This window comes from Nocardia sp. 852002-51101_SCH5132738 (assembly GCF_001665695.1).
Lineage (GTDB): Bacteria > Actinomycetota > Actinomycetes > Mycobacteriales > Mycobacteriaceae > Nocardia > Nocardia nova.
Genome location: NZ_LZML01000062.1, coordinates 13,408 through 39,807, shown reverse-complemented (window position 1 = coordinate 39,807; position 26,400 = coordinate 13,408). Strand labels below are relative to the sequence as shown.

Sequence of the window (26,400 nt, the reverse complement as noted above, 5' to 3'; positions counted from 1 at the left end):
CACCCCGGCGAACTTTTGCCGACGCGGCGTTGATATCTTACCGACGCACCGTCAGGAAGATGGTGCTGTCGCGCCGCCGGTCCGACCGGCGGCAGCCGTGAGGAGTGTTGTCATGTTCCTGGCACTGCGCGAACTGTGGTACGCGCGAGTGAGATTCGGCCTGATGGGCGGCGTGGTCGCGCTCATCTCGATCCTGACCGTGATGCTGTCCGGGCTGTCGTCCGGACTCGTCGACGACGGTGTCTCCGGCCTGCGCTCCCTGCCGTTCGACGCCTTCGCCTTCGCGCACGGCACGAAGACCGATTCGGCATTCACCCGCAGCACGATCGACACCGCACAGGTAGCGGCGTGGCGATCCCAGCCGGGCGTGGCCGACGCGGCCCCCTTCGGCAATACGCTGGTCAACGCCAAGACCGGCGGTGGCGTCGCGGTCGACTTCGCGCTGTTCGGCGTCGAACCGCAGTCGTTCCTGGCACCGGCGGCGGCGCAGGGCACAGGACTGGATCGGCCGGACGGCATCGTCGTGAGCGCGACCGCCCTCGACAAGGGTGCGCGACTCGGCGACACCGTCGTCATCGATCGGCTCGGCACGACGCTGACGATCGTCGGTGTCACCGCGGGCAAACAGACCTTCGGCCACGTGGATGTCGCCTACGTGCCGCTGCACACCTGGCAGCAGATCCATGCCGGGGCAAAACCGGGTGAGCAGGTACGGGAGCAGTCCTACCGGGAGGCCAGTGCCGTGGCGCTGCGCGCGCAGCCGGGTGCGAAACTCGACCTGACCGCCGGCGACGCGGCCGCGGACACGACCGCCATGACCCGCACCGCCTCCTACGACGCTTCCCCCGGATATACGGCGGAGATGGCGACCATGACGATGATCAAGGCGTTCCTCTACGCGATCTCGGCACTGGTGGTCGGCGCGTTCTTCCTGGTGTGGACCATCCAGCGCACGGGCGAACTGGCGGTGTTGCGGGCGATCGGCGCGCCGACGCGGTTCCTGCTCGTCGACGGACTCACCCAGGCCGTGGTGGTGCTGGTCGGCGCGACCGCCATCGGAGTGCTGATCGCCGTCGGCGGCAGCAGTTTCATCCACGGCATGCCGTTCACGCTCGAACCCGCAGCCGTCGCCACCGGAGCCGGCCTGCTGGTGTTGCTCGGCGTGCTGGGCGCGGCCGCCGCCATCGTGCGCGTCACCAGAATCGATCCCCTCACGGCCTTGGGAGCCAACCGATGAGCATCTTCACCACACGCAAAGGCGCTGCGACACAAGAGGATGTGCGCGCGAGCGACCTTTCCGACTCGAAGACGGGACTCGAACTCGACGGCGTAACCCTCACCCTCGGCGACGGCGCTGATACGGTGACCGCGCTGGACGACGTGCATCTGTCGGTCAACCCCGGGGAATTCGTCGCGATCATGGGACCCTCCGGCTCCGGTAAATCGAGTCTGCTCGCCGTGGCGGGCGGTCTCACCACTCCGGATACCGGACGGGTTCGCATCGGCGGCACCGATCTCACCGCCCTGGGCCCGCGCGAGCGCACCCGATTCCGGCTGCACCACATCGGTTTCGTCTTCCAATCGGGCAACCTGCTGCCCGCGCTCACGGCCGCCGATCAACTGCGGCTGGTCGCCCGCCTCACCGGCACCCGCCGCGATCCGCGAGAGTTGCTCGGCGCGGTCGGCATGGGCGAGAAGGCGAATCGGCGACCGGAGCAGCTGTCCGGCGGTGAACGCCAGCGCGTCGGCATCGCCCGGGCGCTGATCGGCTCGCCGCGAGTCCTGCTGGTCGACGAGCCGACCGCCGCCCTGGATCGCGCCCGCAGCGCGGAGGTGGTGGAACTGCTGGCTCGCGAAACCCGCGCGGCGGCGGTCGCCACCGTCATGGTCACCCACGACCACGACATCCTCGACCGCTGTGACCGCGTGTTGACCATGGTCGACGGCCGCCTCACCCCCGAGCGCTGAGGGTCGGGGCACACCGCGACCGAGTGTGACCGCGACAGGATGTGATAGCACTGTCGCATAGGGTCGGATGCGGCCCGGCCGGGTGAAACACCGTCCCGGCCGCGGCGAGAAGGAGGTTTCGTGCCGAGGATTCAGGCGGCGACTGTCGCGGAACACCGGCAGGCGCAGCGGCGTGCCCTCCTCGACGCCGCGCGCGCGATCCTCTCCGAACAGACCGGTGCGGCGCCCACCCTCGCCGAGGTGGCCGCCCGCGCCGGTCTGGCCCGGCCCAGCGTCTATCAGTATTTCGGCTCACGAGACGAGCTGTTCGAGGCGGTACTGGCCGATGCGCTACCCCGCTGGAGCGCACGGATCACCGAGCGCATGGCCGCGGCCGACGACCCCGGCGCCAAGGTCCTGACCTATGCGCTGGTCAATCTCGAACTGGTCGACGAGGGCGAACACGCGGTGGTACAAGGGCTTTCGACCCATATCGCGCCCGACGCCCTCGCCGCCCAGGGCCGCGCCATTCACGACGAACTCCGCACGCCGCTGATCGCCGCGCTGACCGAACTCGGCGCACCCGATCCGGTGACGACCGCCGAACTGATCAACGCCGTCGTTCTCACCGCCTCGCGCATGGTCGAAAACCACGCCCCCGTCGACACTGTGGCGACACGCGTCCGAGAGCTACTGACTCCGTATCTCCGTCACGCGGCGACCGGCCCGCACACACCCGACGGCACGTAGGTCGGTCGCGCTCCAGTACTCACGCTCGCGGTACGCGACCCGCCCAGCATCGCGTAGACGACCATCGGCACCATGCAGGTGTAGAGGCCGATCTGCACCGGCGGATCCGCGATGGTCGCGTAGGCCATGGCCTGCGGAATCACGACCGCACCCGCACTGAGCCCGGCCAGGATATCGGGCCGCAACCAGGTGCGGCGGTAACCGGTGAGCGTCGGCGCCACCGCGCTGCTCATCTGCCCTCCACTCCCCCCGGTCGGTTCGGCCGGGCGGGACCTCACTGCACCGGTCTGTCAGCGACCACTCGGAAGCCCAGGTTCCCCGTCGAGGAGACCGGCTCGCTGCCCTGCCGCGCCGAGACCCGGTAGCGACGGCAATAGGACAGGTGGCACAGATACGATCCACCCCGCATCACCCGGTCGCGGCCGAGATCGGGTCCGGTGGGATTCGCTTCGGGACTGTGCCGGTAGTACTCCGGCGAGAAGTAGTCCGAACACCACTCCCACACATTCCCGGTGGTGTTGTAGAGCCCGAACCCGTTGGGCGCGTAAGCATTCACGGGCATCGTGCCGAGATGCGCGCCGGGGGCCGTACGGGGGAATTCGCCGGTGAAGACATTCATGTGCCGCTGCCCGTCCGGCTCGAAATCCTCGCCCCAGGGAAACGGGCCGGTGGATCCGGCGCGGGCGGCGTACTCCCATTCGGCCTCGGTGGGCAGCCGCGTGCCCGACCACGTGCAGAAGGCCCGGGCGTCCTCCCAGGAGACGTGGACGACAGGATGGTCGGCCAAGGTGCCGACATCCGAGTCGGGCCCGAACGGATGAGCCCAGTCCGCGCCCTCCACCTGCCGCCACCACGGAGCGTTGACCACCGCGCGGGTGGGCGGCATATCCGGCGGCAGCAAGCCGGCGAAGACGAACGACCAGCCGTATTTCTCGGCATCGGTGCGGTAGCCGGTGTCGGCGACGAATGCGGCGAAGTCGGCATTGGTCACCGCGTACCGGCCGATGGCGAAGGCGTCGACGGTGACCCGGTGACACGGCCCCTCGCCGTCGCCGGGATAGGCCCAGCGGCTCTCGTCTCCCATGGTGAAGGTGCCGCCGGGAAGGGCGACCAGCGCGGCATCGAACTCCGCGCGGCGATCCGCCTCGCCCGGCCGACCGGCATCGGCATCGTGACCGGTCGAATCGGCGCTCTTTCCCGCTGCCGGTGCGCAGCAGGCGTGGTGGGTGCCGGAGTCGGTGCGGTGTGGCATGACTTCCTCTCCCTCACTGTCCGAAACGTCAACGCCGGCAGCGGTAGCCGACCGTACGCTGACCCGACCGTACCGCCCGATTCGCCCGGTCGTGGGCGGTATCGGCAACTGCGTGCGCGGCCACGTCGGCGAAACCCGGATTCACCCGGGCGGATGAGGCTTGCCGCCGCGGCCGGTGGCGCACTCGCAGGCGGCACCTACTCCGTGGCGCAGACCAGCCTCCGACAGGGGTTCCAGTGATGAGCGATAGGCAGTTCAAGGGCGTCGTCAATCTCGACACCCGGGACTCGGTTCCCGATTGGGACGCCTTCCTGGCGAAGAAGGCACCGGAGGGCGCACCGAATGTGCTGGTCGTGCTGTACGACGACACCGGATGCGCGGCCTGGTCGCCCTATGGCGGGCGGATCGAGATGCCGACCATGGACCGGCTGGCGCGCGAGGGACTGACCTACAGCCAATGGCACACCACGGCGCTGTGCTCGCCGACCCTCACCGGCCGCAACCATCACCTCAACGGATTCGCCTCGATCTCGGAGACCTCGTCGGGATTTCCCGGCTACAGCTCTCACATCCCGCCGGAGAACGCCTCGATTGCCACCGTATTGCGGAAGGCCGGCTGGGGCACCTACTGGGTCGGCAAGAACCACAACATCCCCGTCGACGAGTGAACCGCCGGCTCGTCGCGGGAGCGGTGGCCGCTGGGACAGGGCTTCGACCGCTTCTACGGATTCGTCGGCGGTGAGACCAACCAGTGGTATCCGGATCTGGCCGAGGACAACCACTTCATCGACCAGCCGTATCAGCCCGAAGAGGGCTACCACCTGTCGAAAGACCTTGCGGACAAGGCCATCTCGTTCCTGCAGGATCAGCGCCAGACCCACCCCGGCAAACCGTTCTACCTGACGATTCCTGCCGCGGTGCCCCGGGCCGACCCCCCCGGGGCACCGGCTTTCACGCCAGGGTGCGCAACCAGCCGTGATTGTCGGCGAACGTGCCGCGCTGAATTCCGGTCAGCGTGTCGCGCAGCGCCATCGTGACCTCGCCGGGCTCACCGCCGCCGATCTCGAATTCGCCCTCGGCGGACTGCACCCAGCCGACCGGGGTGATGACCGCGGCGGTTCCGCACGCGAAAACCTCGGTGATCTCGCCGGATTCGGCGCCGTTGCGCCATTCCTCGACCGACACTTTGCGTTCCTCGACCGGATAACCGGAGTCCGCGGCGAGGGTCAGCAGACTGTCGCGGGTGATGCCCGGCAGCAGCGACCCCGACAGCTCCGGGGTGACCAACCGGGCCTCGGAACCGGAACCGTAGACGAAGAACAGGTTGTTGGTGCCCATCTCCTCGACGTACTTGCGCTCGCAGGCGTCGAGCCACACGACCTGGTCGCAGCCTTTGTCGGTGGCCTGCTGCTGCGCCAGCAGCGAGGACGCGTAGTTGCCGGCGACCTTGGCCTCACCGGTGCCGCCCGGAGCGGCGCGCACGTATTCGGTGGACAGCCACACCCGCACCGGCTTCACGCCACGCGGAAAATACGCTCCCGCAGGCGAACCCAGCAGCAGGTACTTGTACCCGGCCGCGGGCTTCACGCCGAGTCCCGCCTCGGTGGCGAACATGAACGGCCGCAGATACAGCGACTCCTCACCGCCGGCCGCGGGCACCCAGTCCGCGTCGACCTCGAGCAGCTGACGCACCGATTCGATGAACAACTCCTCCGGCAGCTCCGCCATCGCCAGTCGTCGCGCCGACCGCTGGAACCGCGCCGCGTTGGCATCGATGCGGAAGGTGGCGATACTGCCGTCGGCCTGCCGATACGCCTTGAGACCTTCGAAGATGGCCTGACCGTAGTGGAACACCATCGTCGCCGGATCCATCGACAGCGGCCCGTACGGTTCGACCCGCGCGTTGGTCCACTGCCCGTCGAGATAGTCGATCGACACCATGTGGTCGGTGAAGTAGCGACCGAACCCGGGCGCCGCCAGAATCTCCGTGCGCCGATCCGCCGGAACCGGGGCGGGATGCGGGGTACGAGTGAACTGTGCAGCGACTGTCATGACCTCGATACTAGAACTGCGGTCGTCGACGCCGATGCTCGGACCTGCGTGGAGACGGGCCGAGCAGCGATCGAGAATCGCGACAATCGGGTCATAATTCCCCGTCGACGGCGTCCGATGCGAGGTATTCGTCCCGCAACGGCCCCTCCGGAGCGAGCGGCGTACCCCCTTCGCGCAGCACACTCACGGCCACCGGACCCTCCACTCCGAAACTGTCATGATTTACGCCACACGCAGAGGGTCCGCGACCGCCGTTCAGGAAGTATGCGGCGTCACGAACGGCGGGCGCACCACCTCGGCGCGCAACCGGCGGCCGCGCACATCGACCTCGACCTCGTCGCCCGGCTCCAGTCCGGCCTCGGTGTCCAACAGTGCCAAGGCGATGCCGACCTTGAGGCTCGGCGAGAAGGTGCCCGAGGTGGTCTCACCGACGGCCTCCTCACCACGAAGCACCGTCTGACCCTGACGCAGCACACCGCGATCGAGCGCCCTGAGCCCCAGCAGGATTCGCCGTGGGCCCGCCGACTTCTCCTGTGTCAGAGCCGCTTTGCCCCAGAACTCCGGCTTCTTCCAGCCGACCGCCCAGCCCGCGCGGGCCTGCACCGGCGAAATCTCCGGCGACAGCTCGTGGCCGTGCAGCGGATAGCCCATCTCGGTGCGCAGCGTGTCGCGCGCACCCAGGCCGGCCGGCTGCCCGCCCGCCGCGTCGACCCGGGCCACCAGCGCCCGGAAAACCGCCTCCGCGTCGGCCCAGCGCGGCAGCAGTTCATAGCCGTGTTCACCGGTGTATCCGGTGCGGCAGACGCGTAGCGGACGGCCGTCCCACTCGGCATCGGCGAATGCCATGTACTCCATATCGGTCGGAAGTCCCAGCGCGGCAAGCACTTCCGCCGATTTCGGGCCCTGCACCGCGAAGACCGCGTACTCGCGGTGCTCGTCGGTGATCGTGATGCCCTCCGGCGCGGCCTTACGCAACTCCGCCACCACCGCGGCGGTATTGGCCGCATTCGGCACCAGGAAGATCTCGTCGTCGGAGACGTAGTAGGCGATCAGATCGTCGATCACCCCGCCCTGCTCGGTGCAGCACAGCGTGTACTGCGCCTTCCCGGGCCCGACGCGGCCGAGATCGTTGGTCAGCGCCGCGTTCACGAACGCCGCCGCGCCCGCGCCGCGCACAGTCGCCTTGCCGAGGTGGCTGACATCGAAAACCCCGACGGTGGTCCGCACGGAGGTGTGCTCGGCGACGGTGCCCGCGTACTGCACCGGCATCTCCCACCCCCCGAACGGGGCGAAGGTCGCGCCCAGCTCCGTGTGGACGGCGTGGATGGGGCCCTGCTGCAGCGTCTCGTCGGTCACCCGGCGAGCTTATCGAGCGCCGGCGGCTCGCGGTCCGCGCCCGGGCGGCTGTGTCGGGTCGGTCACTGTGCGGTCCGAGGTGGCGGCGGGTCAGCCGCGCTCGTGCGTGTCGAACTCGGCGAGCGGGTCCGCCTCCAGCAGTGCGTCCCCGTGCTCCTCCACCCACTCGCCGAGCGCGCGCATCGGGCCCTCGACGAGGCTCAGCCCGAGCGGGGTCAACGCGTATTCGACGCGTGGTGGCGCTTGTGCGTAGCGGTGACGCTCGATCAGGCCGTGGCCGAGCAGCCGGCGCAGGGCCTCGGTGAGCGCCTTGTCGCTGATGCCGCCGATCTCGGCCCGCAATTCGCTGCGCCGGCGCGCTCCGCCGAGCAGTCCGACCAGCACCACCGGATCCCAGGTGTGCGCGAAAAGGTCTGTGGCCGCGCGCAATCGGCAATCGGCGACCAGTTCGCCCGCATGCTCGTCGTAACCGCTCATCCCGTGATGATCACCCATCCGTCGCGCACCGATCGGTGCGTATCGGCCGTCCTACCGTAGCGCCGGATCGACAACTCGAAGGAGCACACGATGCGAATCACGATTCTCGGCACCGGCGCCTTGGCCGAGGCACTGGGCCGCCGATGGGCCCGCGCCGGACACGAGATCACGGTGGCCGGGCGTTCGATGGACAAGGCCGAGGCGCTCGCGCGGCGGCTCGGTGCCGGCGTGCGGGCTGTGCCGCTGACGGAGATCGGGGCCGGCGGAAAGGTGGTCCCGCACGCTCCGACGGCGGCCCACCCAGCGACAGTCGCGGGCGGCTCAGACGCCGTAGGGCCGGGGGCGAGAAGAACTGCGGACGCGGTATTGCTGGCGGTGGCCTACACCGGAGTCGAGGAGGTTCTGCGCGCGGTGGGCGCGCCCGGTGGCGCACTGTCGGGTCTCACCGTCATCGATGCGACCAACGCGATCGACCACGGGCTCGGCGTGCTGCGCCTGCCGCCCGGCACCTCGCATGCGCAGCGCGTGGCCGAACTCGCGCCGGGAGCGCACGTGGTCAAGGCGTTCCACCTGTTCCCCAGCGAACAGTGGGCCGCACGCGAAGCCGACGCGACCCCCGATACCGGATCGACTCACCGACCGCCCTCGGTCACGATCTGCGGCGACGCCCCGGCCGCCCTGCGCACCACCGAACACCTGGTGCGCGACGTCGGCGCCGTACCGGTGGTGCTGGGCGGTCTGGACCGCGCACGTCAGCTGGAGGAGGCCGCCGGTTTCGTCATCTCGCTGGCCTTCTCCGGCGTGGACCCCAGCCGGGCGGTGCCGGCGATGCCCACCCCGTAGTTCGATGGGCGCGGCTCGCGTGCTCGTCATCGGAGCGAGAGAAACCTCGCAGCCCGGCCGCGGCGGAGGTGAGATCGGAGCAACCGCCTTTCTACACAGGGCAACCCGTCGGCGACACACAACTAACGGAGGTGAAACACGCCGCTGATTTCCTGTTTTCATGCGAATCTCGTCACTTTTCTCGAAATCGTCCGCAGCCCCGTCCGCGCCCGCCCCGTCGATCTACGAACAGATCGGCGGGCACGAAGCATTGGAAACCGTCGTCGAGGACTTCTACGTTCGTGTCCTCGCCGACGAGGATCTCGCCGGCTTCTTCACCGGCACCAACATGTCGAGGCTGAAGGGGCGCCAGGTGGAATTCTTCGCCGCAGCCCTCGGCGGCCCCGAACCGTACACCGGCGCCCCGATGAAGCAGGTCCACCAGGGCCGCGGCATCACCATGCACCACTTCACCCTCGTCGCCGCCCACCTCAGCGACGCCCTGGTGGCCGCCGGCGTTCAGGAGCCGACCCTCGGCGAAATCATCGGCGCCATCGCACCTTTGGCGCCGGAAATCGCCTCCGACGCCCCCGTGTCGTGAGCTGCGCTCGCGGGTGACCGCATCGGGTCGGCCGCCGCCCGCTCCTGCCCCGCGCACAGGATCGACGGCGGCCGAGCGACATCCCGGTCGGGCCGACTCCAGACGACCCGACCGGGCAAAACGAAACACATTGCCGGCGACCGTTCATCCGGCCTCGACGGAGTCGTCGCCGGACGGGGAGACGATCCGGAACAACAGGGCGGCCGCCTCGAACAACGCCCACGAGCGCGTGTCGATTTCGGCCTCCCGCGCGGCGAGTGCGGCCGACACGTCACCACCTCGAAAAGCCCGTAGGGCGGACAAGAGGTCGCGCAGCGCCGGTATGCGATATCCGGCGAGCCGGAGCTGATGCGCGATCCGCGCGTCGCGCACATCCTCCGGCGCGTACAGCCGCGCGCCGCGCGCCCCGGCCCGGCCGGGCACGACCAGCCCTTCCGCATCCCAGTGCCGCAATGTCGACGGCCGCACACCGAGCGCGCCCGCCAGTTCGGACACCGTCATCGAGTCGGCGGATGTCGCATCCCCGATCGGTTCGTCCGCGATCGCCGCGGCCGCTCGCTTCGCCAGCCGCAGTTCCCGGCGCTGTGCGTCGAGGCGCGCGTGCGCGGCATCCAGCAGCGCGGGCAATGGTTGCCCGGAATGTGTCGCGCGCAGAACATCTCTCGCCTCGGCGGGCCCGACGGCCGCCGCCAGCAGCCGATACGCGTGGGCCGACAGCACATGCACCCGACCGTAGGTGCGATACCCGGACGGACCGCGCTCGACCGGGGGCAGCACACCGTCGCGTTCGAGGTTGCGAATCTGCTGGACGGAACAGCCGGCCCGCCGCGCCACATCCACGGTTCGCAGACCAGTGGATTTGCGACTTGTCATCACACGACCTGCCATTCCGATGGACGGAGTCTCCACAAGCACTTCAATGAAACGCTAGAGCAATGGAGATCAACGAGATCATCGAATTCGTCGAAAACCTCGGCGGCGTCCTGACGCTGAGTCCCCGGCCCGGCGACGGCACCCCCGAAATCAGCTGGGGCGATACCTTCTTCTATTACGCCCCCGACGGCGTGGTTCCCCACACCCAGCCCTTCGCCACCATCGTCACCAAGGATTATCCGGACGACGGATCATCGCGCCTGGACCGTCCGAACACGTTCCGCCTCAACATCTTCGCGGGCAAAGAGGCCTTCATCGAACGAACCGGTCACACCCCGCGCGACCACGCCACGATCCCGGCCGACCCGAGCCTCGCCGACACGCTGTTCCCCCACCCCGTCTACGGGGCACAGGCCTGGCTCGCCGTCGTGAACCCCGGCCCGCGAACCGCCACCGCCGTCGCCGACCTCCTGCGCTGCGCCCACCGCATCGCCCGCAGCCGATACGAGCGCCGGGAATCACACGCGGACAACTAAGGTCGTCGTCCTACCGTCCCAACCACGCCAACGCGGCCACGACCAGCGCTTCCGTCCCGGTTCGCAGCGTCGGCTCGATCACCGGCGCGAAATTCGGCGAGTGGTTGACCGGGATGTCCTGCATGACGCGGCCGGCCTGCAGTGCGGCTTGGAACTTCTCCGGGTCGGTTCCGCCCACGCCCCAATAGGTGTACGGCACGTCGAGGGCGTTCGGGATATCGCTGAAATCCTCACTGGCGCTGGCCATCGGCATTTCCGTGGCGTGGTCGCCGAAATAGGCCGCGAAGGCCTCGGCCACGCGGGCGGTGGCGCCGGGGTCGTTGTCGGTCAACGGAAATCGGTCGAACAGTTCGAATTCCGGGTCGCGTGGCGAGCCCGAGGCCTGGCACTCCGCGGTGACTATCCGGCGGATCGCGTCGAGGATCGTGGTGCGGGTGGACTCGTTGTAAGTGCGCACATTCAGTTGCAGCACAGCGTGATCGGAGATCACATTGCTCTTGGTACCCGCGTTGATGCTGCCGACGGTCAGCACCGCCGTCTCGGTCGGCGCCACCTCGCGCGAGACGACCATCTGCAGCCGGAGCACGATCATCGATGCCAGCACGACCGGGTCGATGGTGGCCTGCGGCATCGACCCGTGCCCGCCTCGCCCGTACACCGTGATGCGCATACTGTCGGCCGCGGCCATCGTCGGCCCGCTGCGAGTGGCGACGGAACCGGCCGGCGTGGGCAGCACATGCTGGCCGAGCGCGACATCCAGCCGCGGCAGTACCTTCGCCAGTCCGTCGTCGACCATCCCGCGCGCCCCGTCGCCGACCTCTTCGGCCGGCTGGAACAGCGCCACCAGCGTCCCGCGCCAGTGGCCGGTCTGCTCGGCCATCAGCTGCGCGGCGCCCAGCAGGCAGGTGACGTGCACGTCGTGGCCGCACGCATGCATCACCGGCACCTCCTTGCCGTCCTTGTCGACAGCGGAAACCGCGCTGGCATACGGCAATCCGGTCGCCTCACGCACCGGCAGCGCGTCGATGTCGGCGCGCAGCAGCACCCCCGGCCCGTCACCGTTGCGCAGAATTCCGACTACTCCCGTTCCGCCGATCCCTTCGTGCACGTCGTACCCCAGCGACCGCAACTTCTCCGCGATCCGTCCGGCCGTGCGATGTTCTCGATGCGACAGCTCCGGATGGGCGTGCAAGTCGCGGTAGAACTCCTCCTGCCACCCACGGATGCCGTCCAGACCCGCCAGTACCGAGGTATCCCGCGTGGTCGAGGTCATCACCTCTCCTTTCGCCGACCGTAACGCAATCGTTCGGGCCAACTCACCTGCTCGGGAAGCATCCATCCGCGCCACCGCGCCAGCAGGCACAATCCCGCGCCGACCACCGTCGCCGCGATCGAACCCGCCGTCGCATGGCCGGAATACCAGATGATCACCAGTGTCGCACTGGCCAGCAGCGCACCGGTGGCATACAGCGTGTTACCCCCGAAGATCGTCGGCACCCGACCCACCGCGATATCGCGTACCACCCCGCCCCCGACCGCTGTCGTCGTTCCCAGCAACACCGCCGGCAGCCACCCGAGCCCGACTTCGAGCGTCTTCTGCGCACCGACCGCCGCCCAGCAGCCCAGCGCCAGGGCATCCACCCAGGGAAACAGCCGGTCCCACAATCGGCCCTCGAACCGGAACATGAAGGCGATCGACGCCCCGAACAGGGCGGTCAGCAGGTAGGCGTAGTCGACCAGCGCCACCGGCGTCCCCCGCTGCAGCAGCGTGTCCCGGATGATGCCGCCACCCAGCCCCGAAGCGGTAGCGAGCACGGCGAATCCGATCGGGTCGAACCGGAACGTGCGCGCCACCGCCCCGCCGAGCATCGCGTTGGCGAACACACCGGTCAGATCGAGGGCGCGCAGCAATTCGGGGACGGTATCCGACACTGCCGCCATCGACCCCGTTCCTTCCGCGATATCCGCCGCATCCGCTATCGGCACGGTACCCGCCGGTCAGCGAATCGACCGGGAACCGGCGGCCTCGTGGTGCCCGGCCGACCGCGCGCACCCACTCGACACCGCCCTGAATCCTTTTCCGCCCTCGATCGCTCTCATAACCGTGCGGGCAACCGGGCCCGCCTAACCGAAGGAGTCGACATGGTTGTCGCCGTCATCGCCGTGGTGGTCGCGGCCGTATTACTGTGCAGCTGCATGCTGGTTCTGCGGCGGAGGCGTACCCGTGGCTGAGCGCACGAGATCGGCCTGGCCGGAGGAACATCTGGTCGCGGCGGCCCGCGACGGCGACGAGTCCGCCGTCGCCGCCCTGGTTTCCGGCTCCTATCCGCACGTCCAGCGCTTCGCCCATTCCCTGTGCGCGAGCAGTCAGGACGCCGAGGATGCCGCGCAGGAGGCGATGCTGGTCCTGTTCCGCAAAATCGGCACGCTGCGGGCGGCGGGCGCACTGGCCTCGTGGATGTTTCGCATCGTGCGCAACGAATGCTTGCGGCGGCTAGGCACAGCCGTGCACCGGGAACCGGACGCAGAGATCGCGGCGGCCTCGGCGGAGGACGATGTGCTGGCCCGGCTCGAAATCGAGCGAATCGCCGCGGCGATCGCCGCGCTGCCCGCCGATCAGCGCCGAGTCCTGATCATGCGCGATGTCCAAGGCCTGCCGGGCGGCATGGTGGCCCGCACGCTCGGATTGAGCACGGCGGCAATGAAATCCAGACTGCACCGAGCCCGGGTTACCGTTCGCGCGCAACTCGGGATGCCGGATCCGGGGCTGCGGCCGTGAAGGACGTTGCCGGACAGCAGAAGACGTTCGCCAGCCGCTCGGTCCCGGTCCACCTGGCACGCGGGCTGCTCGGTTTCGGCCTGATCGCCGCATCGATCGCGCTGATCCCCGCCGCGGGGCCGGCCGCCCTGCTCCTGCTGCCCGCCGGTGCGGTCGCGCTGCGCGGCTGCCCCACCTGCTGGCTGATCGGCCTGGCGCAGACAGTGTCGCGGGGCAGGATCGAGCGACAGTGTGCGCAAGGACGGTGCCGGGCCCGCTGGTAATCGGCACCACCCTTCCCCACCCCTGGCCGGTCCCGCCGGATTGACAGCTGTCCACACCCGGATTCAAGATCGACCGACGTCTGTAGATGTACTCGCGAGGGGGCGCAAAAGCTGTTGTGTCCCTTGGCGACTCTTTCGAGTATGGGTTCTGGTGAATGGTTGAGGTAGTAACAGCGCGGCCGGAAACCTCCGGCGAGCAGCGGGAGAACCTGCGGCAGCGACGCGGGCGATCATGGTGGGGCGCGGCGGCCGCGGTGACGAGCGGCGTGCTGTTACTGGTGTGGCAGGCGGCGCAGTACGGCATCTGGCTGGTCGACGACGCCGGAATCACGTTCGCGTATGCGCGCAGTGTCGCCGAGGGTGCCGGGCCGGTACTGCAACCCGGCGCGCAACCGGTCGAGGGATTCTCCGATCCCACCTGGCTCGCGGTGCTGGTGCTGGGCAAATGGTGCGGCTTGTTCGACTCCGGCGCCCTGTTCGGCATCCCGGACTTCGTCTTCTACCCCAAGGCGATCGCGGCACTGTGCTGCGCCGGAATCCTCCTCTGCTGCTACCTCGCCGCGCGGCGGGTGTCGCGTTGGCCCGCGGTGGTGACGTTCGTGACCGGCGCCGTGCTCGCCGCGATTCCGTCCTTCGTGATCTGGTGTTTCTCCGGCCTGGAGAACTCGCTGTTCGCGCTGGCGGTATGCGCTCTCGCCGTCCGCCTGTTCCTGGCGGTGCTGGACGAGCGGCTGTGGACACCCGCGGTGGCCGTGACGGCCGGTGCGATAGCGGCGTTCGCGGCGCTGACCCGGCCCGACGGCCTGATCTACCTCGCGGCGTACCCCCTGGTCTCGGTGATCCTGGTTCGCCGTGCCACCTGGCCCGTCGCACTTCGTCATGTGCTGTATTCCGGTGCGGCGTTCGCGATTCCGTTCGGGGCGTATCTGGTGTGGCGGGTCAGCGAGTTCGGCCGGCTCGTCGCGAATACGGCGGTCGCCAAGAATCAGGCGATGCCGACCGTGCACGACCTCACCAGAGCAGGCGATCTGGTGCAGTACGCGGGCGCGCCCGCCGTGGTCGCGGCGGTCGGTGTGGTCGGGCTCGCCCTGTCCGGCCCGAGCAGAATCCGTAACGGCCTTGTCGCCCTGCTGGTTCCGCTGACGCTGGCGATCACCGGCTACTGCGTGCTGCAACCGGATTGGATGGGGCAGTTCCGGTTCGCCACTCCGGTCTGGGCGCTCGCCGCGCTCGTCGTCGTGCTCTCGGCGACCGAGGTTCTGGCCCGGCTGCGCACCCGGGGCCGGGCCCTCGTCGCGCTGACGCTGGTCGCCGCCATGATCCCCTCCGGTGTCGCCCTGGCGGACGCCGCCGACTCCTACCGTGCCGATTCCGATATCCCGTTGTGCTGGATAGCCTTTCGCTTCGGCCGCTACTTCAACGGCTACGCCGACATCCTCGACCTGCAGCAGGGCACGTTGCTCGCCCCCGACATGGGCGGAAGCGCGCTGACCTCTCGACTGCGGCTGATCGATATGGCAGGACTCGCCGATGCCCGGATCGCGGACATCTACGCGGGCAAGGCCGATATCGGATTGGCCGACTACGTATTCGAGGATCTGAAGCCGACGTTCGTCCACACTCACGGCGTCTGGATGCAGAACGGATTGACCGTCGATCCGCGCATGGACCGCGACTACTACCGGATTCAGCAGTCTCAGAACCTCGCCAGTCCGGACGAGGACTGGGTTCGCAAGGATGTGGTGCGCGGCGACAAGCAACTCGGGCAACTGCGCCGGTACTCGGCCGAGGTCCTCCCGCACCTGTTGTCGGATTACCAGAAGACCGGTGACTGCGGAACGGTGCTACGACCGGGTCAGACGGTCGAGCGCAGGCGGGAGGGGAACGCTCCCTAGAGCGGACGCCGTTTCCGGCCCCGAATCCGGCAAACCGTTACGGTTGTCCCGTGACCGGCACGTGGACCGCACTCAACCCGACGAGTGGGTCTGCGCTGCTGGCCAACTTCGGGGCGCTGGCCGTACTGGCCGGAACCTTCGCCGAGTCGGGGCTGCTGGTGGTCGGGTTCTTCCTTCCGGGCGACACCTTGATCTTCCCCGCCGGCATCCTGTGCGCGGGCGGGAACCATTCCGGCCCCCGCCTCATCCTGTGGCAGGTATTGCTCTGCGCCGCAGTGGGTTCGATCGCCGGCGCGCAGGCCGGATACGTCTTCGGCAAACACGGCGGCCGCGCCGTCCTGCACCGCACATCGAACTCCCGAGTGCACACCGTGGTGGCCCGCGGCGAACGCTGGCTCGACCGGTACGGCGCGCGCCGGGCGATCGTGATCGGCCGATTCGTGCCGATGGTCCGGACGGTCATCAGCCCGGTGGCCGGGGTGCTCGACGTGCCGACGCGCACGTTCACGCTGTGGCAGATCGTCGGCGCGATCGTATGGTCGCAGAGTTTGGTCCTGCTGGGTTACTGGCTCGGTGCGTCGGTGCCGAACGTCGACAAGTATCTGCTGCCCGCGGTCGCGGTCATCGTCGTGGTGTCGCTGTTGCCGCTGCTGGGGCAGCTGCGCAAACGCTCGTAGCCGAGGTCACTCCGGCGTAGCGCCCCGGCGCGGGCGCGGCCCGATCTGATCGAGCAGATCGTTGACCTCGTCGCCGAACCCGTTACCGACCGGCTTCGGCGTCTTGTTGGGAAACCGGCGCGTGACGTGTTCCTCGGCCGCGGATCCCGGCAATACGTAGACGGTTTCCGCTTTGTTCTGCAACGGGCGCACCACCTCGTCGAGATGCGATTTCCGGTCGTCGAGGAAGGCGCCGATCACATCTTCGCCGGCCGGGCATACGGCCATGCAGTAGCCGGCCTTGTAGTTGGGTTTGAACGACAGGCTCTGCCACATCGAGAACGATTCCCCCCTGGTCACCCGCTCGCGGTAGTCGTCGCGGTCGGCGCTGTCGGCGACGGTTTCGGCCCAGTCGGTGAAGCCGCCCATGAACTCGCGATAGTTGTGGGTGTAGCAGGCCTGGAAATCGAAACCACCGTCGTTGGTGATCGCGCCGACCGGGCACGCGGAGACGCACAACTTGCATTCGAGGCACGGATTGAAGTCCAGCGCCGCACTCGGCTCGTCGACCACCGCGTCGGTCACGACGGTGCCGAGCAGGATGAAATTGCCGAACTTCGGATGAATGACGTTGCGGTGAATTCCCATGACTCCCAGGCCCGCCGCCTCGGCCACCACCTTGTGCGCGAGCACCCATACCCGCCCCGGAAACTGTTCGACCTCCATCGGATATCCGGGCGCCGGATAGACCGCGCGGTAGCCGGCCTCCTCGAGGGCCCGGGTGATGCGCCGCGATACCACGTTCGTCTCGTCGTCGGCATGGTTGAACTCGGCGTTGGCGAGGCTGCGCATCGGACTGCGCAGATTGTCGCGGTTCATCAGGAGACAGAAGGCCACGAAGGTGCGGGCCGAGGGCAGGATGCCGCGCGCGTGCTCGCGCTCCTCCGCCACCCTCGGATCATCGACGGACACGAAGCCCACATCGTCGGCTCCGGCAGCGAGGCAGATCTCCCGCAGCCGCTCAGCGCTCAGCACCGGATCCGGCGCCTTTCTCGCCTGTGCGGCAAGGTGTTTCACGGTCGGATGCTCCGCGTAGCGCCCTGCATCGGTCGGCTCCCGGTCAGTTGACGACATCGCGCCCCTCCTATCTCCACGAGACGTATGGCCTCGAAGAGATAGACGAATCCGGTGACCGGAATTCATCGCCGGTATCCGCTGCGGCCGCAGACGTTACCGAACCGCAACCGGGGATGCGATGCCGAAGAGCACTGCGAAGCAACAGCTTTCGGATCTCAGCCGAATTGACGCCGGACCGCGGCGACGAGCCACTCCTCGTAGCGTTCCATGCTCCATCCGCTCTGCAGGACGAGCTGCTGATGACTTTCGGGCGACCAGAGGAACGACAGCTCGTCGGCCGCGGTCTCGGAATCGATGTCGGCCCGGGCGATTCCGCGTTCGAGCAACATGCCGACCACGGTGCGGTAGTCCTGCTTGCGGCGCGTCAGCAGTCCGGCCAGCGCCTCGGCGACGGCGGCATCGGCGTTGGCGGCGCTCAGGAACTCCGTCCACAGCACACTGGTGCGAGCGTTCGCCGCGGCAACGAAGCTCGCGGCCGCCCGCAGGAAGGCGTCGTGGTCGGCGATGGCGTTGACCTCGACCGCGGCATCGCTGTCGGAGACGGGCGCCTCCCCCTCCTCGCCCGCGAACGCCTGCTCGAAGGCGCCCAGCAGCAGATTGCGCTTGGGGCCGTTGGCCTTCACGGTTTCGGTCGAGACTCCGGCGCGCGAGCCGATATCGGCCAGCGACGTGCCGCTGTAGCCGCGCTCCACGAAGCAGGCCGCCGCGGCGTCGAGCACACGGCGGCGGGTCGCCGCGGCCTGTTCACTGCGCAGGGCGGATCGGTAGGTCCGGGTGGCGGTCTTGTCACTCATCTCAATTCCTAATTGACTACCCCGGCGAGGTAGTGAATACTTCATCGGTGTCACCAATCTTACTTCGCTTCACACGTCGGAAGACCCGCCCATGATCTCCGTTCTCCTGACTGCCACACCCGTGCGCAGCCACGTCACGCCCCTGCTGTCCATCGCGGAGGCGCTCGTCGGCGCGGGCGACCGCGTGCGGTTCCTCACCGGTAGCCGCTTCCGCGACGACGTCCTCGCGACCGGCGCCGATTTCCTGCCGCTCCCGCCGGAGGCCGACTACGACGATCGCGACATCGATGCCGCCTTCCCTGGCCGTCGCGGACTGTCGGGCCCCGCGGGCATTCGATACGACATGATCGAGATCTTCCTGCGACCGGTCCCCGCCCAGTTGCGGGCGGTCCGGGAGGCCATCGCCGCCGAGTCCACGGATGCCGTTCTGGCCGAGTCGATGTTCGCCGCCGCCGCGGTCCTGAGCGGTATTCCGCGCGCGGAACGACCGCTGCTGGTCAACCTCGGGATCCTGCCGCTCGCGCTGAAGGATCCGGATGTCGCGCCCTTCGGTCTCGGGATCACGCCGATGCGCGGGCCGCTGGGACGTCTGCGCAACGCGGTCCTCACCCTCGGCGCCGAAAAGGTCGTGTTCGCTCCCGTGCAGCGCTTCGCGAACGAGATCGCGCGCGCCGAGACCGGTCGTGCCCTACCGCGGTTCTTCCTCGACTGGCCGGCCGGAGCCGACCACATCGTGCAGTTCACCGTCCCCGAATTCGAATATCCGCGCCGCGGCCTGCCCGACACCGTGCATTTCGTCGGTCCGGTGGCGCGGTCGCGGCCGTCGGCGATGCCGGTGCCGGAGTGGTGGGACGATCTCGCGGGCCGCCGCGTCGTGCATGTGACACAGGGCACGGTCGCCACCGGTGAATGGACTCTGATCGAGCCCACGGTGCGCGCACTCGCCGGCGACGACGTCATCGTCGTCGTCAGCACCGGCGGACGGCCGGTCGACACGCTGCCGGACAACCTGCCCGCCAATGTGCGTGTCGCGGAATTCCTTCCCTACGACCGATTGCTGCCGCAGACCGACGTCTTCGTCACCAACGGCGGCTACGGCGGCGTGCACTATGCGCTCGAACACGGAGTGCCGATCGTGGTCGCCGGCCGCACCGAGGACAAGACCGAGGTCAGCGCGCGGGTGGCGTGGTCCGGAGTGGGCATCGACCTGCGCACCGACAACCCTGCGCCGGACAAGGTCGCCGCCGCGGTCCGCACCGTGCTGACCGACGAGCGTTACCGCCTGCGTGCCGAGGCGATCGGCGACGCGATCCGCCGATCCCCCGGTCCCGAGGCCGTGCACGAGATCATCGCCGAGACAGTGCGATCCGCCACCCAGCAGCGGGCATAAAGCTCGTCCGGTGATCAGGTCGGGGGCGGCGTTCGAGTTCGCAGGCCCTAACGACGACCGCTGTGGCGCGGACCTGGTTACCAGGAGTCGTTGAGAGGCCGGTGTAGTCAGCCTCCGAAGTGGGATCCGGTCGCTCGCCACCCAGGCGGCCGATGCATCGCAAACAGTCCGCGCGGCCGCCACGGCGCGGCCCCCACGCTTGCTTTCCAATCCTGTTCTCTCGCTTCAGGAGTGCCGATCAGCGTCCGGACGTGCGCACACTGCGCGGCGCCGGCGTCATCTACAGAGCGGCCTCGAGCACCGCCGTCGATAAACGATCCGCTCACGACAACCACACCGGCAGCTCGAAACCGTCCTGGATCACCACGGCCGATGATCTGCGCGTCCGGCCGTTCACCCTGTGACACACGGATCATCGCAAGACATCGCATATCTCGCGTTGCCTCGCAAGGCTAATTCTCTTCGACCACATCATCTCTCACGTCATCCGACCTGCATTTCCTACCGGCCGGACGATCCATCGCGCCCGCATCGGGCCGCACCAGCCACCCCGACAAGGAGAAGTCATGCCCCTTCCGCACGAAGCCCTCCGCCGCGCCGACAGCAGACCCCGCGTCGTCATAGATCGAAACACTCGGGCACCGAATAACTTTCGCACCCTCGACGACCTCGCGGCGGCCCTGACTGGCGCCCTCATTCGCCCGACCGATGCCGGCTGGGATCAGGCCCGCGCCGCCTGGCAACTGCTGGCCGATCAACGACCGATCGCCGTGGTGACCGCGGCGACCACCGACGACGTGGCACTCACCGTCCGCGCCGCCGCCGCACTCGGACTGCGCGTCGCACCGCAATCCACCGGTCACAACGCCACTCCGCTGGATGACCTCGCACGCACGATCCTGCTGCGCACGGGAGCACTCGACCGGGTCGAGATCGACGCCGATGCACGTATCGCGCATGTCGAGGCCGGGGTTCGCTGCGCCGACCTCACGGCTGCCGCGGCAGCGGCCGGACTCGTACCCATCGGCGGTTTCTCGGCCGACGTCGGCGTGGTCGGCCTCGTGCTGGGCGGTGGCCTGGGCTGGTTCGCCCGCTCGCACGGACCCTCCCGCGCCTCGGTTCTCGAGCTCGAACTCGTCACCGCAGACGGCGTGATCCGCCGCGTCCGAGCAGGCGACGACCTGTTCGATTCGATCCTCGCCGGCGCCGATATCGCCGTGATCACCGCCCTCACGCTGCGCCTGCACGCCATCGGTGATGTGGTGGCCGGCGCCCTGTTCTGGCCGGTCGAATCGACCCGCGACATCTTCCACGCCTGGACGGCATGGACCGCGACCGCACCGGAGACGGTGACCTCCGTGGCACGCGTCCTCCGCTTCCCCGATACACCCGAGGTGCCACCGATGTTCGCCGGACGGACTTTCGCGATCATCGAGGCCGTGATGCAAGCCGAAGCGGCGACGGCACACGACCTGCTCGCTCCGCTGCGTGAATTATCGCCTCTCATAGACACTTTCGACGTGGTCGCGCCGTCGGCGCTCGCCGGACTGCATATGGATCCGCCGACGCCCGTCCCGGCCCTCGGCTGCAGCGCGCTCCTCCGCACACTTCCCGCAGACGTGGTGGACGCCGTCGCCACCGCGGTCACCGACGGCCCCGCCGACACCCTCACCTCGGTCGAACTGCGCCACCTCGGCGGCGCCCTCGACCGCACCGAGGCGAGCCCCACCCGCGGATCCGCAGCACTGTTGTTCGCTGTCGCCGTGGTCCCCACCCCGGCTGCGGCCGACGCGGCCACGACCGGCTTCCAGGCGCTGACCGATGCGGTCGCCGCCGTGCGTTCCGATCGCGACATCAGCAGTTTCACCGAGAGCGCCACACCCCCGGAACGTCTGTTCGGCCGCGACCTGCCACTGCTGGTCGCCGCGAAGGCCCGCTGGGACGCCGCGGACGTGATCCACGCCAACCATCCGGTGCGAGCTCCATTCGCGGACTGAGGATTTCGAGCGAATCACACCGACGGTCCGTCACACCCATCGACCCGGCTGCCGGAGGGGTGCAGCCGGGGCACCCACGCCGGAACAGCGGCCCGGTAGTTCTCGTATTGCTCGCCATACCGCGCCGTCAGAGTCGGCTGCTCGTAGGTAACGACGAACAGAGCCGTCACCGCCCAGATCAGAGCAGCGTAGAGCAGCAGCGCAATCTGGCCGAAGAACAGCGATTGGCCGGCAATGATCATGACGACACCGAGGTACATCGGATTTCGAACATAGCGATTGAATCCACTCACAACCAGCGTCTCGGTGGGCGCGATCGGCGCGGGTGTCCCTGCGGAACGGGCGAACTCGATGAACGCACCGATCAGCGGTATCAGTCCCGCTCCGATCACCACGGCACCCACGATTTGCGCGGGGAGCCAGGTTTGGTGGAACTCCCAGCGCGAGATCCACCACGGAACGAGACCCGCGACCGTGCCCGGGGCAACGGCGAAGAAGACCAGAGTGCCGACAGCGGCATGGCGTTCAGGCATGACAACCACCTCATTATGCAGGCTACCTGCCTAAATTGTAGGCAGGTAGCCTGCGAAATGTCGAGGACATATCCGGAAGGTGGGCCAGTGACTCAGCCGCTCGTCGCACTACTGCGCGGCATCAGCGCCTCCATCGTCAGCGAACTCGTGACGACACTGCACGCCGCCGGCTATCCCGACATCACCGCCGCCCACCACCCGGTCTTCTACAACATGGACGCGGGCGGCACCCGCCTCACCACTCTGGCCGCCCGCGCCGGCATCACCCATCAATCGATGGGCGAACTCGTCGCCGACCTCATCGACTTGGGTTATCTTGCACGACAACCGGACCCGTCGGATCGTCGCGCCCGGCTGATCGTTCTCACCGAGAAGGGCAAGCGCGCCGTCCGCGTCGCTCGCGCCGCCGTTTCCGACATCGACCGAGCGTGGTACGCCCGGCTGGAGGCCGCAGGGATTCAGGGTGATCTCCGGACCGCGCTCAGTGCCGCCCTTCGTGAAGCGCAACAGAACTCCCAGGCTCACGGTCAGCTCCGCTCGGCACCGGGCTCGTCGAGCGGATAGGTGAACGCCGGAACGCCGTGCGGCATCGCACGGGCGAGTATCACCGGCTCGTTCGCGCCGATCCGGACGGTGAGCCGGAACCCGTTGCGGTCGTCGGAGTTGTTCTGGGGTTCGAAAGCGACCCAGGCGAATCCGGCGTCGGCCCGCGAGTCCGCGGCCAGCCGGTCCAGCTCGGCGGTCACCGCCTGCCATTCGTCCTTGCGCACGTATTGGCGCATCACCGAATGCCAGACGACGGTCAGCGTGCCGGGCTCCACTTCGATGCCGGCGAGAAAGTCACGGGCGCCGGTTACGGCGATATCGACGGGGATCTTCTCCGCCAGTCGCAACGCTCCGTCGAGGCGGGCGGCACGGGCCTGCTGATCCGGCCAGACATACGCGCGCAACGCCAGTGCGTCGCGCGGCGACAAGGGATCCAGCGGCGTCGGATCGCAGCCGCGCCGCTCGACGACCGTGAGCCGCGGATGGCGTCGCACGGCGCCGGCCAGCCACTGCGGGACCGGTCCTCGCCACGCGTCCGCGATCGTGACCGGTGAGTCCTCCGGCCCCCAGCCGATATCGCCGCTGTCCCACCGGAAGTGGTCGGCGCGCAGGTTGAGGCCGCCGCTGGCGCCCAATTCGAACAACCGGATCGGCAGCGGAGTCGCATCGACCGCCGCGAGCAACCCGGCCAGCAAAGGAACGGCCCGGCCGACCTCGTTGGTCTGCGGCGGACGAGTCAGCCAGTCCCGGATCCACTCGGCCCGCTCCGCCACGACCTGCCGGAACGGCGCCCACGCGCCGGCGGGATCGTGGGCCCGCACCGACGCGCCCGAACTGGCATAGAAGGGCGCGAGATCGGCTGCGGCGCCGGACAATACCAATGCGTGCACGCCGGCCAGCAAGCGCAGCGGCACCGCGGAATCGAAGTCGATGGTCTCGTAGCCCTCCAGAACCGCGGCGCAGGGTCCACGATCATCGATATCGCGCGCGATATCGCGCAGCAGCGAGCCGTACAGCGGTGAACCGAGCTTGTCGCAAGCCTTGGCCTGCAGCTCGAATTGCGATACCAGGTGCATGAGTGAACTGTGCGCCCCTGCACCACCGTAATCAATATTGATTATGGTCAACCCATGGAGTGGATAGACACCGCCGACGCCACCGAACGGCTCGGGGTGAAGCCCGCGACCCTCTACGCCTACGTCAGCCGTGGCGTGCTGAAACGCCGCTACGATCCGGTCCAGCGGCGCAGCCTGTTCGATCCGGCCGAGATCGAGGAGCTGGCCCGGCGCGGCAAACCGCGCCGCAAGCCTGCGCCGACCGAGATCGACATCGCCTCCCGCATCACCACGCTGGGCGTCGACCGGCCGTATTTCCGCGGTCGCGACGCCGTCGACCTGGCCGCCTCGCACACCTTCGAGGCCGTCGCCGAATGGTTGTGGGACGGCGACCTCACCGACAGCGGCCCCTGGGAATTCTCCGACAAGGCGGTAGCGGCAGCCCGCGCCACCCAGGCCGGCCTGCCCGAGGGCCTGCTGCCGATCGACCGGCTGCAACTCATCGTCACCACCTTGGCCGTCGGCGACCCCCTGCGCTTCCACCGCGACCGCGCGACGGTCGTCACCATCGCGCGCGCCATGATCGCCGGCATGATCGAGGCCCTTCCCCAGCTGTCCATCCCGGTCGGACGATCCGCCGCCGCGATGCTGTGGTCACGACTGTCCGCCACCGCGCCTGCCGACGACGGCCGACTGCACATACTCTGCGCCGCAATGGTTCTGCTGGCCGATCACGAGCTTGCGTCCTCCACGTTCGCGGCCCGTATCGCGGCCTCGGCGCATGCCGACCCTTACGCCGTGGTCGGCTGCGGCCTCGGAGTTCTCGGCGGTCCGATGCACGGCGGCGCCTCGCTGGCGGTGGAGCGGATGCTCGCCGAGATCACCGATCCCGGCGCCGTACCGAAGGCGCTGGACGAGCGTCTGCGCCGCGGTGAACGCATTCCCGGCGCCGGCCACGCGGTCTACCGATCGGGCGACGCGCGCGGCACCTACCTGGTGGATGCGATCCGAACGATCGCACCGGATCACCCGGCTCTCCTTGTGGCCGAGGCGATTTCGGCGGAGCTGCGGCACCGGCGCTTGCCCGCGATGAACAGCGATTTCGGACTCGGCGTTCTCGCCACGGTGTTCGACATGATTCCCGGCGCGGGCGAAATCATCTTCGCCGTCGCGCGAACGGCCGGCTGGCTGGCCCACGCGATGGAAGAGTACGAATCCGGAACGCTCATCCGTCCCCGCGCCGTCCCGCGACACCGATGACATCACGAACCGGGGATCGGACAGCCCTAACCGCTAAGATTCGATGACACCCCGAAGCGGCGCAAGACATACAGGGAGGGCAGCGATGCGAGAGGTCTTGGTCGCCGAGGTCCGGTCGGATTCACAGCCTCGGCGCAATCAGAAAGCGCGATCGAGTGACAACTTCTCGTTCGCGACCGTGCCGCCGGAAGCGGAAGAACTGCTCTGGCGGACGGGCCCCGGCACCGAAGTGATCAAGTTCAGTGTGATGGTCGACGTCCGAGCCAACTACGACCAGCGCGTACTCTCCAACATCGTCTCCGGCGGCAGAACCCGCATGCCGCTGGAGCGGAAGTCGTTGTCCCGCCGCGGTTTCTACATCGCCGATCCTTACGGGGCGACGCAGGAATTCGTCGTACAGGTGTATGCCCTGATCCCCGACTGAGTCGTCGACGCCGTCACCCCTGTTCCGCTAACCTCGGCAACCGTGCCGACCTCCTTTCCCCCGATCGACCCGTACGCCGACGGCCTGCTCGAGGTCGGCCAGGGAAATCAGATGTACTGGTGCACCAGCGGCAACCCCACGGGGCGGCCGGTGCTCGTGGTGCACGGCGGGCCGGGCAGCGGCAGCACTCCGGGACCGCGAAAGTCGTTCGACCCGAACATCTTCCGGATCGTCCAGTTCGATCAGCGCGGGTGCGGCCGAAGCCTTCCGAGCGCCGCCGCCCCGGACACCGACATGGCCGTGAACACCACCGAGCACCTGATCGCGGATATGGAGCGGCTGCGCACCCATCTCGGCATCGACCGCTGGCTGATGTACGGCGGCTCCTGGGGTTCGACGCTCATCCTCGCCTACGCCGAGCGGTATCCGGAGCGTGTCACCGGGATCGTGCTGGTCGGCGTCACCACGACCCGCCGCCGCGAAATCGATTGGCTGTACCGGGGTGTCGCACCGCTGCTGCCCGCCGAATGGGAGCGATTCCGGGCCGGCCTGCCCGGCGATGGGGACCTGGTCGAGGGCTACCGGCAACTCCTGGAACACCCGGACCCGGCGGTGCGCCGCGAGGCCGCGATCGAGTGGTGCCGCTGGGAGGACGCGGTGATCGCACACGAATCACTCGGCCGCCCAGGGCAATACAGCGCGAAGCCGGACACCGCGATGCTCACCTTCGTCCGCATCTGCACGCACTACTTCGCGCACGCGGCGTGGCTCGACGAAGGTGTGCTGCTCCGCGAGGCCGGGCGGTTGGCGGGGATCCCGGGCGACCTGATCCACGGCCGCCTCGACCTCAGCGCGCCGCTGGAAACCGCCTGGGAACTCGCGAAGGTGTGGCCGGACGCTCGCCTGCACGTCATCGACGACTCCGGCCACACCGGTAGTCCTGCCATGAGCGACGCGATCGCCCGCGCCATCGCCCGCTTCGCGCAACCCGACGGCGGGTAGGTT

The 26,400-nt window shown here is 68.5% G+C and carries 29 protein-coding genes and 1 pseudogene; 18 read left to right on the top strand and 12 right to left on the bottom strand.

Going from position 1 to position 26,400, the window contains the following annotated elements:
* Nucleotides 1–112: 112 nt before the first annotated feature.
* From A5789_RS09215 to A5789_RS09205, 3 genes are all read left to right on the top strand, one after another.
* On the top strand, nucleotides 113–1,237 hold the full coding sequence (locus tag A5789_RS09215; protein WP_064901483.1) for an FtsX-like permease family protein: 1,125 nt from the start codon (nucleotides 113–115) through the stop codon (nucleotides 1,235–1,237).
* Nucleotides 1,234–1,968, top strand: a complete 735-nt coding sequence (locus A5789_RS09210; RefSeq protein ID WP_082940574.1) for an ABC transporter ATP-binding protein — start codon at nucleotides 1,234–1,236, stop codon at nucleotides 1,966–1,968. Before A5789_RS09215 ends, A5789_RS09210 begins: the two co-directional genes overlap by 4 nt.
* A 120-nt stretch (nucleotides 1,969–2,088) precedes the next feature.
* Nucleotides 2,089–2,697 (top strand): TetR/AcrR family transcriptional regulator, encoded by a 609-nt coding sequence (locus A5789_RS09205; RefSeq protein ID WP_064901481.1) that lies wholly within the window; start codon nucleotides 2,089–2,091, stop codon nucleotides 2,695–2,697.
* Here the strand turns inward: A5789_RS09205 and A5789_RS09200 are convergent.
* Nucleotides 2,658–2,930, bottom strand: a complete 273-nt coding sequence (locus tag A5789_RS09200; RefSeq protein WP_064901479.1) for a SulP family inorganic anion transporter — start codon at nucleotides 2,928–2,930, stop codon at nucleotides 2,658–2,660. The two genes, A5789_RS09205 and A5789_RS09200, sit on opposite strands and share 40 nt — an antisense overlap.
* Nucleotides 2,931–2,971: 41 nt before the next feature.
* The gene (locus A5789_RS09195; RefSeq protein ID WP_082940573.1) at nucleotides 2,972–3,949 is read right to left on the bottom strand and encodes a formylglycine-generating enzyme family protein; all 978 of its coding nucleotides are present in this window, start codon (nucleotides 3,947–3,949) and stop codon (nucleotides 2,972–2,974) included.
* Nucleotides 3,950–4,188: 239 nt separating this feature from the next.
* On the opposite strand from A5789_RS09195, the pseudogene A5789_RS35405 reads away from it, so the two are divergent.
* Nucleotides 4,189–4,851 (top strand): annotated as a pseudogene (locus A5789_RS35405) (sulfatase-like hydrolase/transferase); the annotation flags it as partial.
* 49 nt (nucleotides 4,852–4,900) lie between these two features.
* On the opposite strand, the gene A5789_RS09185 reads toward A5789_RS35405, so the two are convergent.
* The 3 genes from A5789_RS09185 to A5789_RS09175 form a co-directional block, all read right to left on the bottom strand.
* Entirely contained in the window at nucleotides 4,901–6,001 is a 1,101-nt protein-coding gene (locus A5789_RS09185; RefSeq protein ID WP_063015981.1) for a branched-chain amino acid aminotransferase, read from the bottom strand.
* A 255-nt stretch (nucleotides 6,002–6,256) separates the two neighbouring features.
* Nucleotides 6,257–7,357: a glycine cleavage system aminomethyltransferase GcvT gene (gene gcvT / locus A5789_RS09180; protein WP_064901475.1), complete on the bottom strand. Its 1,101-nt coding sequence runs from the start codon at nucleotides 7,355–7,357 to the stop codon at nucleotides 6,257–6,259.
* A gap of 90 nt (nucleotides 7,358–7,447) precedes the next feature.
* A complete protein-coding gene (locus A5789_RS09175; RefSeq protein WP_063015983.1) occupies nucleotides 7,448–7,834 on the bottom strand; it encodes a helix-turn-helix domain-containing protein in 387 nt (128 codons plus the stop codon).
* Nucleotides 7,835–7,924: 90 nt separating this feature from the next.
* Here A5789_RS09175 and A5789_RS09170 point away from each other — a divergent pair, with 90 nt between their 5' ends.
* Together A5789_RS09170 and A5789_RS09165 are read left to right on the top strand one after the other, a co-directional pair.
* The gene (locus tag A5789_RS09170; RefSeq protein ID WP_064901471.1) at nucleotides 7,925–8,677 is read left to right on the top strand and encodes an NADPH-dependent F420 reductase; all 753 of its coding nucleotides are present in this window, start codon (nucleotides 7,925–7,927) and stop codon (nucleotides 8,675–8,677) included.
* Between the two features lie 160 nt (nucleotides 8,678–8,837).
* Nucleotides 8,838–9,257: a group 1 truncated hemoglobin gene (locus A5789_RS09165; RefSeq protein WP_064901469.1), complete on the top strand. Its 420-nt coding sequence runs from the start codon at nucleotides 8,838–8,840 to the stop codon at nucleotides 9,255–9,257.
* A gap of 144 nt (nucleotides 9,258–9,401) precedes the next feature.
* On the opposite strand, the gene A5789_RS09160 is transcribed toward A5789_RS09165, so the two are convergent.
* Entirely contained in the window at nucleotides 9,402–10,130 is a 729-nt protein-coding gene (locus A5789_RS09160) for a MerR family transcriptional regulator (protein ID WP_064901467.1), read from the bottom strand.
* A 62-nt stretch (nucleotides 10,131–10,192) separates the two neighbouring features.
* Between A5789_RS09160 and A5789_RS09155 the strand changes: the two genes are divergently transcribed.
* On the top strand, nucleotides 10,193–10,666 hold the full coding sequence (locus tag A5789_RS09155) for a DUF6194 family protein (protein WP_064901465.1): 474 nt from the start codon (nucleotides 10,193–10,195) through the stop codon (nucleotides 10,664–10,666).
* 10 nt (nucleotides 10,667–10,676) lie between these two features.
* Here the strand turns inward: A5789_RS09155 and A5789_RS09150 are convergent, their stop codons facing one another.
* Together A5789_RS09150 and A5789_RS09145 are read right to left on the bottom strand one after the other, a co-directional pair.
* Nucleotides 10,677–11,939 carry a M20 family metallopeptidase gene (locus A5789_RS09150; protein WP_064901463.1) on the bottom strand — a complete coding sequence of 421 codons (1,263 nt, stop codon included), beginning with the start codon at nucleotides 11,937–11,939 and terminating at the stop codon, nucleotides 10,677–10,679.
* On the bottom strand, nucleotides 11,939–12,607 hold the full coding sequence (locus A5789_RS09145) for a trimeric intracellular cation channel family protein (protein WP_063016025.1): 669 nt from the start codon (nucleotides 12,605–12,607) through the stop codon (nucleotides 11,939–11,941). Before A5789_RS09145 ends, A5789_RS09150 begins: the two co-directional genes overlap by 1 nt.
* 283 nt (nucleotides 12,608–12,890) lie before the next feature.
* On the opposite strand from A5789_RS09145, the gene A5789_RS09140 reads away from it, so the two are divergent.
* From A5789_RS09140 to A5789_RS09125, 4 genes are all read left to right on the top strand, one after another.
* Nucleotides 12,891–13,445 (top strand): RNA polymerase sigma factor, encoded by a 555-nt coding sequence (locus tag A5789_RS09140; RefSeq protein ID WP_064901461.1) that lies wholly within the window; start codon nucleotides 12,891–12,893, stop codon nucleotides 13,443–13,445.
* Complete coding sequence (locus A5789_RS09135; protein ID WP_064901460.1) at nucleotides 13,442–13,708, top strand: hypothetical protein; 267 nt, start codon at nucleotides 13,442–13,444, stop codon at nucleotides 13,706–13,708. Before A5789_RS09140 ends, A5789_RS09135 begins: the two co-directional genes overlap by 4 nt.
* A gap of 155 nt (nucleotides 13,709–13,863) precedes the next feature.
* Nucleotides 13,864–15,603, top strand: coding sequence for a hypothetical protein (locus tag A5789_RS09130; RefSeq protein WP_227463110.1), 1,740 nt, complete (start codon nucleotides 13,864–13,866; stop codon nucleotides 15,601–15,603).
* 50 nt (nucleotides 15,604–15,653) lie between these two features.
* Complete coding sequence (locus tag A5789_RS09125; RefSeq protein ID WP_064901458.1) at nucleotides 15,654–16,280, top strand: DedA family protein; 627 nt, start codon at nucleotides 15,654–15,656, stop codon at nucleotides 16,278–16,280.
* A gap of 6 nt (nucleotides 16,281–16,286) precedes the next feature.
* Here the strand turns inward: A5789_RS09125 and A5789_RS09120 are convergent, their stop codons facing one another.
* Both A5789_RS09120 and A5789_RS09115 read right to left on the bottom strand, forming a co-directional pair.
* Nucleotides 16,287–17,393: a 4Fe-4S binding protein gene (locus tag A5789_RS09120; RefSeq protein WP_064901456.1), complete on the bottom strand. Its 1,107-nt coding sequence runs from the start codon at nucleotides 17,391–17,393 to the stop codon at nucleotides 16,287–16,289.
* Nucleotides 17,394–17,551: 158 nt separating this feature from the next.
* Nucleotides 17,552–18,190 carry a TetR/AcrR family transcriptional regulator gene (locus tag A5789_RS09115; protein ID WP_064901454.1) on the bottom strand — a complete coding sequence of 213 codons (639 nt, stop codon included), beginning with the start codon at nucleotides 18,188–18,190 and terminating at the stop codon, nucleotides 17,552–17,554.
* A gap of 91 nt (nucleotides 18,191–18,281) precedes the next feature.
* Between A5789_RS09115 and A5789_RS09110 the strand changes: the two genes are divergently transcribed.
* The 3 genes from A5789_RS09110 (at nucleotide 18,282) to A5789_RS09105 (ending at nucleotide 21,577) form a co-directional block, all read left to right on the top strand.
* The gene (locus tag A5789_RS09110) at nucleotides 18,282–19,580 is read left to right on the top strand and encodes a glycosyltransferase (RefSeq protein ID WP_064901452.1); all 1,299 of its coding nucleotides are present in this window, start codon (nucleotides 18,282–18,284) and stop codon (nucleotides 19,578–19,580) included.
* 251 nt (nucleotides 19,581–19,831) lie between these two features.
* On the top strand, nucleotides 19,832–19,984 hold the full coding sequence (locus A5789_RS36425; protein ID WP_156747545.1) for a hypothetical protein: 153 nt from the start codon (nucleotides 19,832–19,834) through the stop codon (nucleotides 19,982–19,984).
* A gap of 162 nt (nucleotides 19,985–20,146) precedes the next feature.
* Nucleotides 20,147–21,577 (top strand): FAD-binding oxidoreductase, encoded by a 1,431-nt coding sequence (locus tag A5789_RS09105; RefSeq protein ID WP_082940572.1) that lies wholly within the window; start codon nucleotides 20,147–20,149, stop codon nucleotides 21,575–21,577.
* Nucleotides 21,578–21,591: 14 nt separating this feature from the next.
* On the opposite strand, the gene A5789_RS09100 is transcribed toward A5789_RS09105, so the two are convergent.
* Nucleotides 21,592–22,110 (bottom strand): isoprenylcysteine carboxylmethyltransferase family protein, encoded by a 519-nt coding sequence (locus A5789_RS09100; RefSeq protein ID WP_064909492.1) that lies wholly within the window; start codon nucleotides 22,108–22,110, stop codon nucleotides 21,592–21,594.
* Between the two features lie 87 nt (nucleotides 22,111–22,197).
* Between A5789_RS09100 and A5789_RS09095 the strand changes: the two genes are divergently transcribed.
* Nucleotides 22,198–22,674, top strand: a complete 477-nt coding sequence (locus tag A5789_RS09095) for a MarR family winged helix-turn-helix transcriptional regulator (protein ID WP_064901448.1) — start codon at nucleotides 22,198–22,200, stop codon at nucleotides 22,672–22,674.
* Here A5789_RS09095 and A5789_RS09090 read toward each other — a convergent pair.
* Nucleotides 22,638–23,732 (bottom strand): DUF2332 domain-containing protein, encoded by a 1,095-nt coding sequence (locus A5789_RS09090; RefSeq protein WP_064901446.1) that lies wholly within the window; start codon nucleotides 23,730–23,732, stop codon nucleotides 22,638–22,640. The genes A5789_RS09095 and A5789_RS09090 overlap by 37 nt on opposite strands.
* Before the next feature lie 54 nt (nucleotides 23,733–23,786).
* Between A5789_RS09090 and A5789_RS09085 the strand changes: the two genes are divergently transcribed.
* From A5789_RS09085 to pip, 3 genes are all read left to right on the top strand, one after another.
* Complete coding sequence (locus A5789_RS09085; RefSeq protein ID WP_064901444.1) at nucleotides 23,787–24,971, top strand: citrate synthase; 1,185 nt, start codon at nucleotides 23,787–23,789, stop codon at nucleotides 24,969–24,971.
* Nucleotides 24,972–25,056: 85 nt separating this feature from the next.
* Nucleotides 25,057–25,395 (top strand): hypothetical protein, encoded by a 339-nt coding sequence (locus A5789_RS09080; protein ID WP_064901442.1) that lies wholly within the window; start codon nucleotides 25,057–25,059, stop codon nucleotides 25,393–25,395.
* 42 nt (nucleotides 25,396–25,437) lie between these two features.
* Nucleotides 25,438–26,397, top strand: coding sequence for a prolyl aminopeptidase (gene pip / locus A5789_RS09075; protein ID WP_064901440.1), 960 nt, complete (start codon nucleotides 25,438–25,440; stop codon nucleotides 26,395–26,397).
* Nucleotides 26,398–26,400 lie beyond the last annotated feature (3 nt).

Coding starts and splice junctions, on each gene's coding strand:
- A5789_RS09215 (WP_064901483.1), top strand. CDS start 113: ATGTTCCTGGCACTGCGCGAACTGTGGTACGCGCGAGTGAGATTCGGC.
- A5789_RS09210 (WP_082940574.1), top strand. CDS start 1,234: ATGAGCATCTTCACCACACGCAAAGGCGCTGCGACACAAGAGGATGTG.
- A5789_RS09200 (WP_064901479.1), bottom strand. CDS start 2,930: ATGAGCAGCGCGGTGGCGCCGACGCTCACCGGTTACCGCCGCACCTGG.
- A5789_RS09195 (WP_082940573.1), bottom strand. CDS start 3,949: ATGCCACACCGCACCGACTCCGGCACCCACCACGCCTGCTGCGCACCG.
- A5789_RS09185 (WP_063015981.1), bottom strand. CDS start 6,001: ATGACAGTCGCTGCACAGTTCACTCGTACCCCGCATCCCGCCCCGGTT.
- A5789_RS09175 (WP_063015983.1), bottom strand. CDS start 7,834: ATGAGCGGTTACGACGAGCATGCGGGCGAACTGGTCGCCGATTGCCGA.
- A5789_RS09170 (WP_064901471.1), top strand. CDS start 7,925: ATGCGAATCACGATTCTCGGCACCGGCGCCTTGGCCGAGGCACTGGGC.
- A5789_RS09165 (WP_064901469.1), top strand. CDS start 8,838: ATGCGAATCTCGTCACTTTTCTCGAAATCGTCCGCAGCCCCGTCCGCG.
- A5789_RS09160 (WP_064901467.1), bottom strand. CDS start 10,130: ATGACAAGTCGCAAATCCACTGGTCTGCGAACCGTGGATGTGGCGCGG.
- A5789_RS09155 (WP_064901465.1), top strand. CDS start 10,193: ATGGAGATCAACGAGATCATCGAATTCGTCGAAAACCTCGGCGGCGTC.
- A5789_RS09150 (WP_064901463.1), bottom strand. CDS start 11,939: ATGACCTCGACCACGCGGGATACCTCGGTACTGGCGGGTCTGGACGGC.
- A5789_RS09145 (WP_063016025.1), bottom strand. CDS start 12,607: ATGGCGGCAGTGTCGGATACCGTCCCCGAATTGCTGCGCGCCCTCGAT.
- A5789_RS09130 (WP_227463110.1), top strand. CDS start 13,864: ATGGTTGAGGTAGTAACAGCGCGGCCGGAAACCTCCGGCGAGCAGCGG.
- A5789_RS09120 (WP_064901456.1), bottom strand. CDS start 17,393: ATGTCGTCAACTGACCGGGAGCCGACCGATGCAGGGCGCTACGCGGAG.
- A5789_RS09115 (WP_064901454.1), bottom strand. CDS start 18,190: ATGAGTGACAAGACCGCCACCCGGACCTACCGATCCGCCCTGCGCAGT.
- A5789_RS09110 (WP_064901452.1), top strand. CDS start 18,282: ATGATCTCCGTTCTCCTGACTGCCACACCCGTGCGCAGCCACGTCACG.
- A5789_RS09105 (WP_082940572.1), top strand. CDS start 20,147: ATGCCCCTTCCGCACGAAGCCCTCCGCCGCGCCGACAGCAGACCCCGC.
- A5789_RS09100 (WP_064909492.1), bottom strand. CDS start 22,110: ATGCCTGAACGCCATGCCGCTGTCGGCACTCTGGTCTTCTTCGCCGTT.
- A5789_RS09090 (WP_064901446.1), bottom strand. CDS start 23,732: ATGCACCTGGTATCGCAATTCGAGCTGCAGGCCAAGGCTTGCGACAAG.
- A5789_RS09085 (WP_064901444.1), top strand. CDS start 23,787: ATGGAGTGGATAGACACCGCCGACGCCACCGAACGGCTCGGGGTGAAG.
- A5789_RS09080 (WP_064901442.1), top strand. CDS start 25,057: ATGCGAGAGGTCTTGGTCGCCGAGGTCCGGTCGGATTCACAGCCTCGG.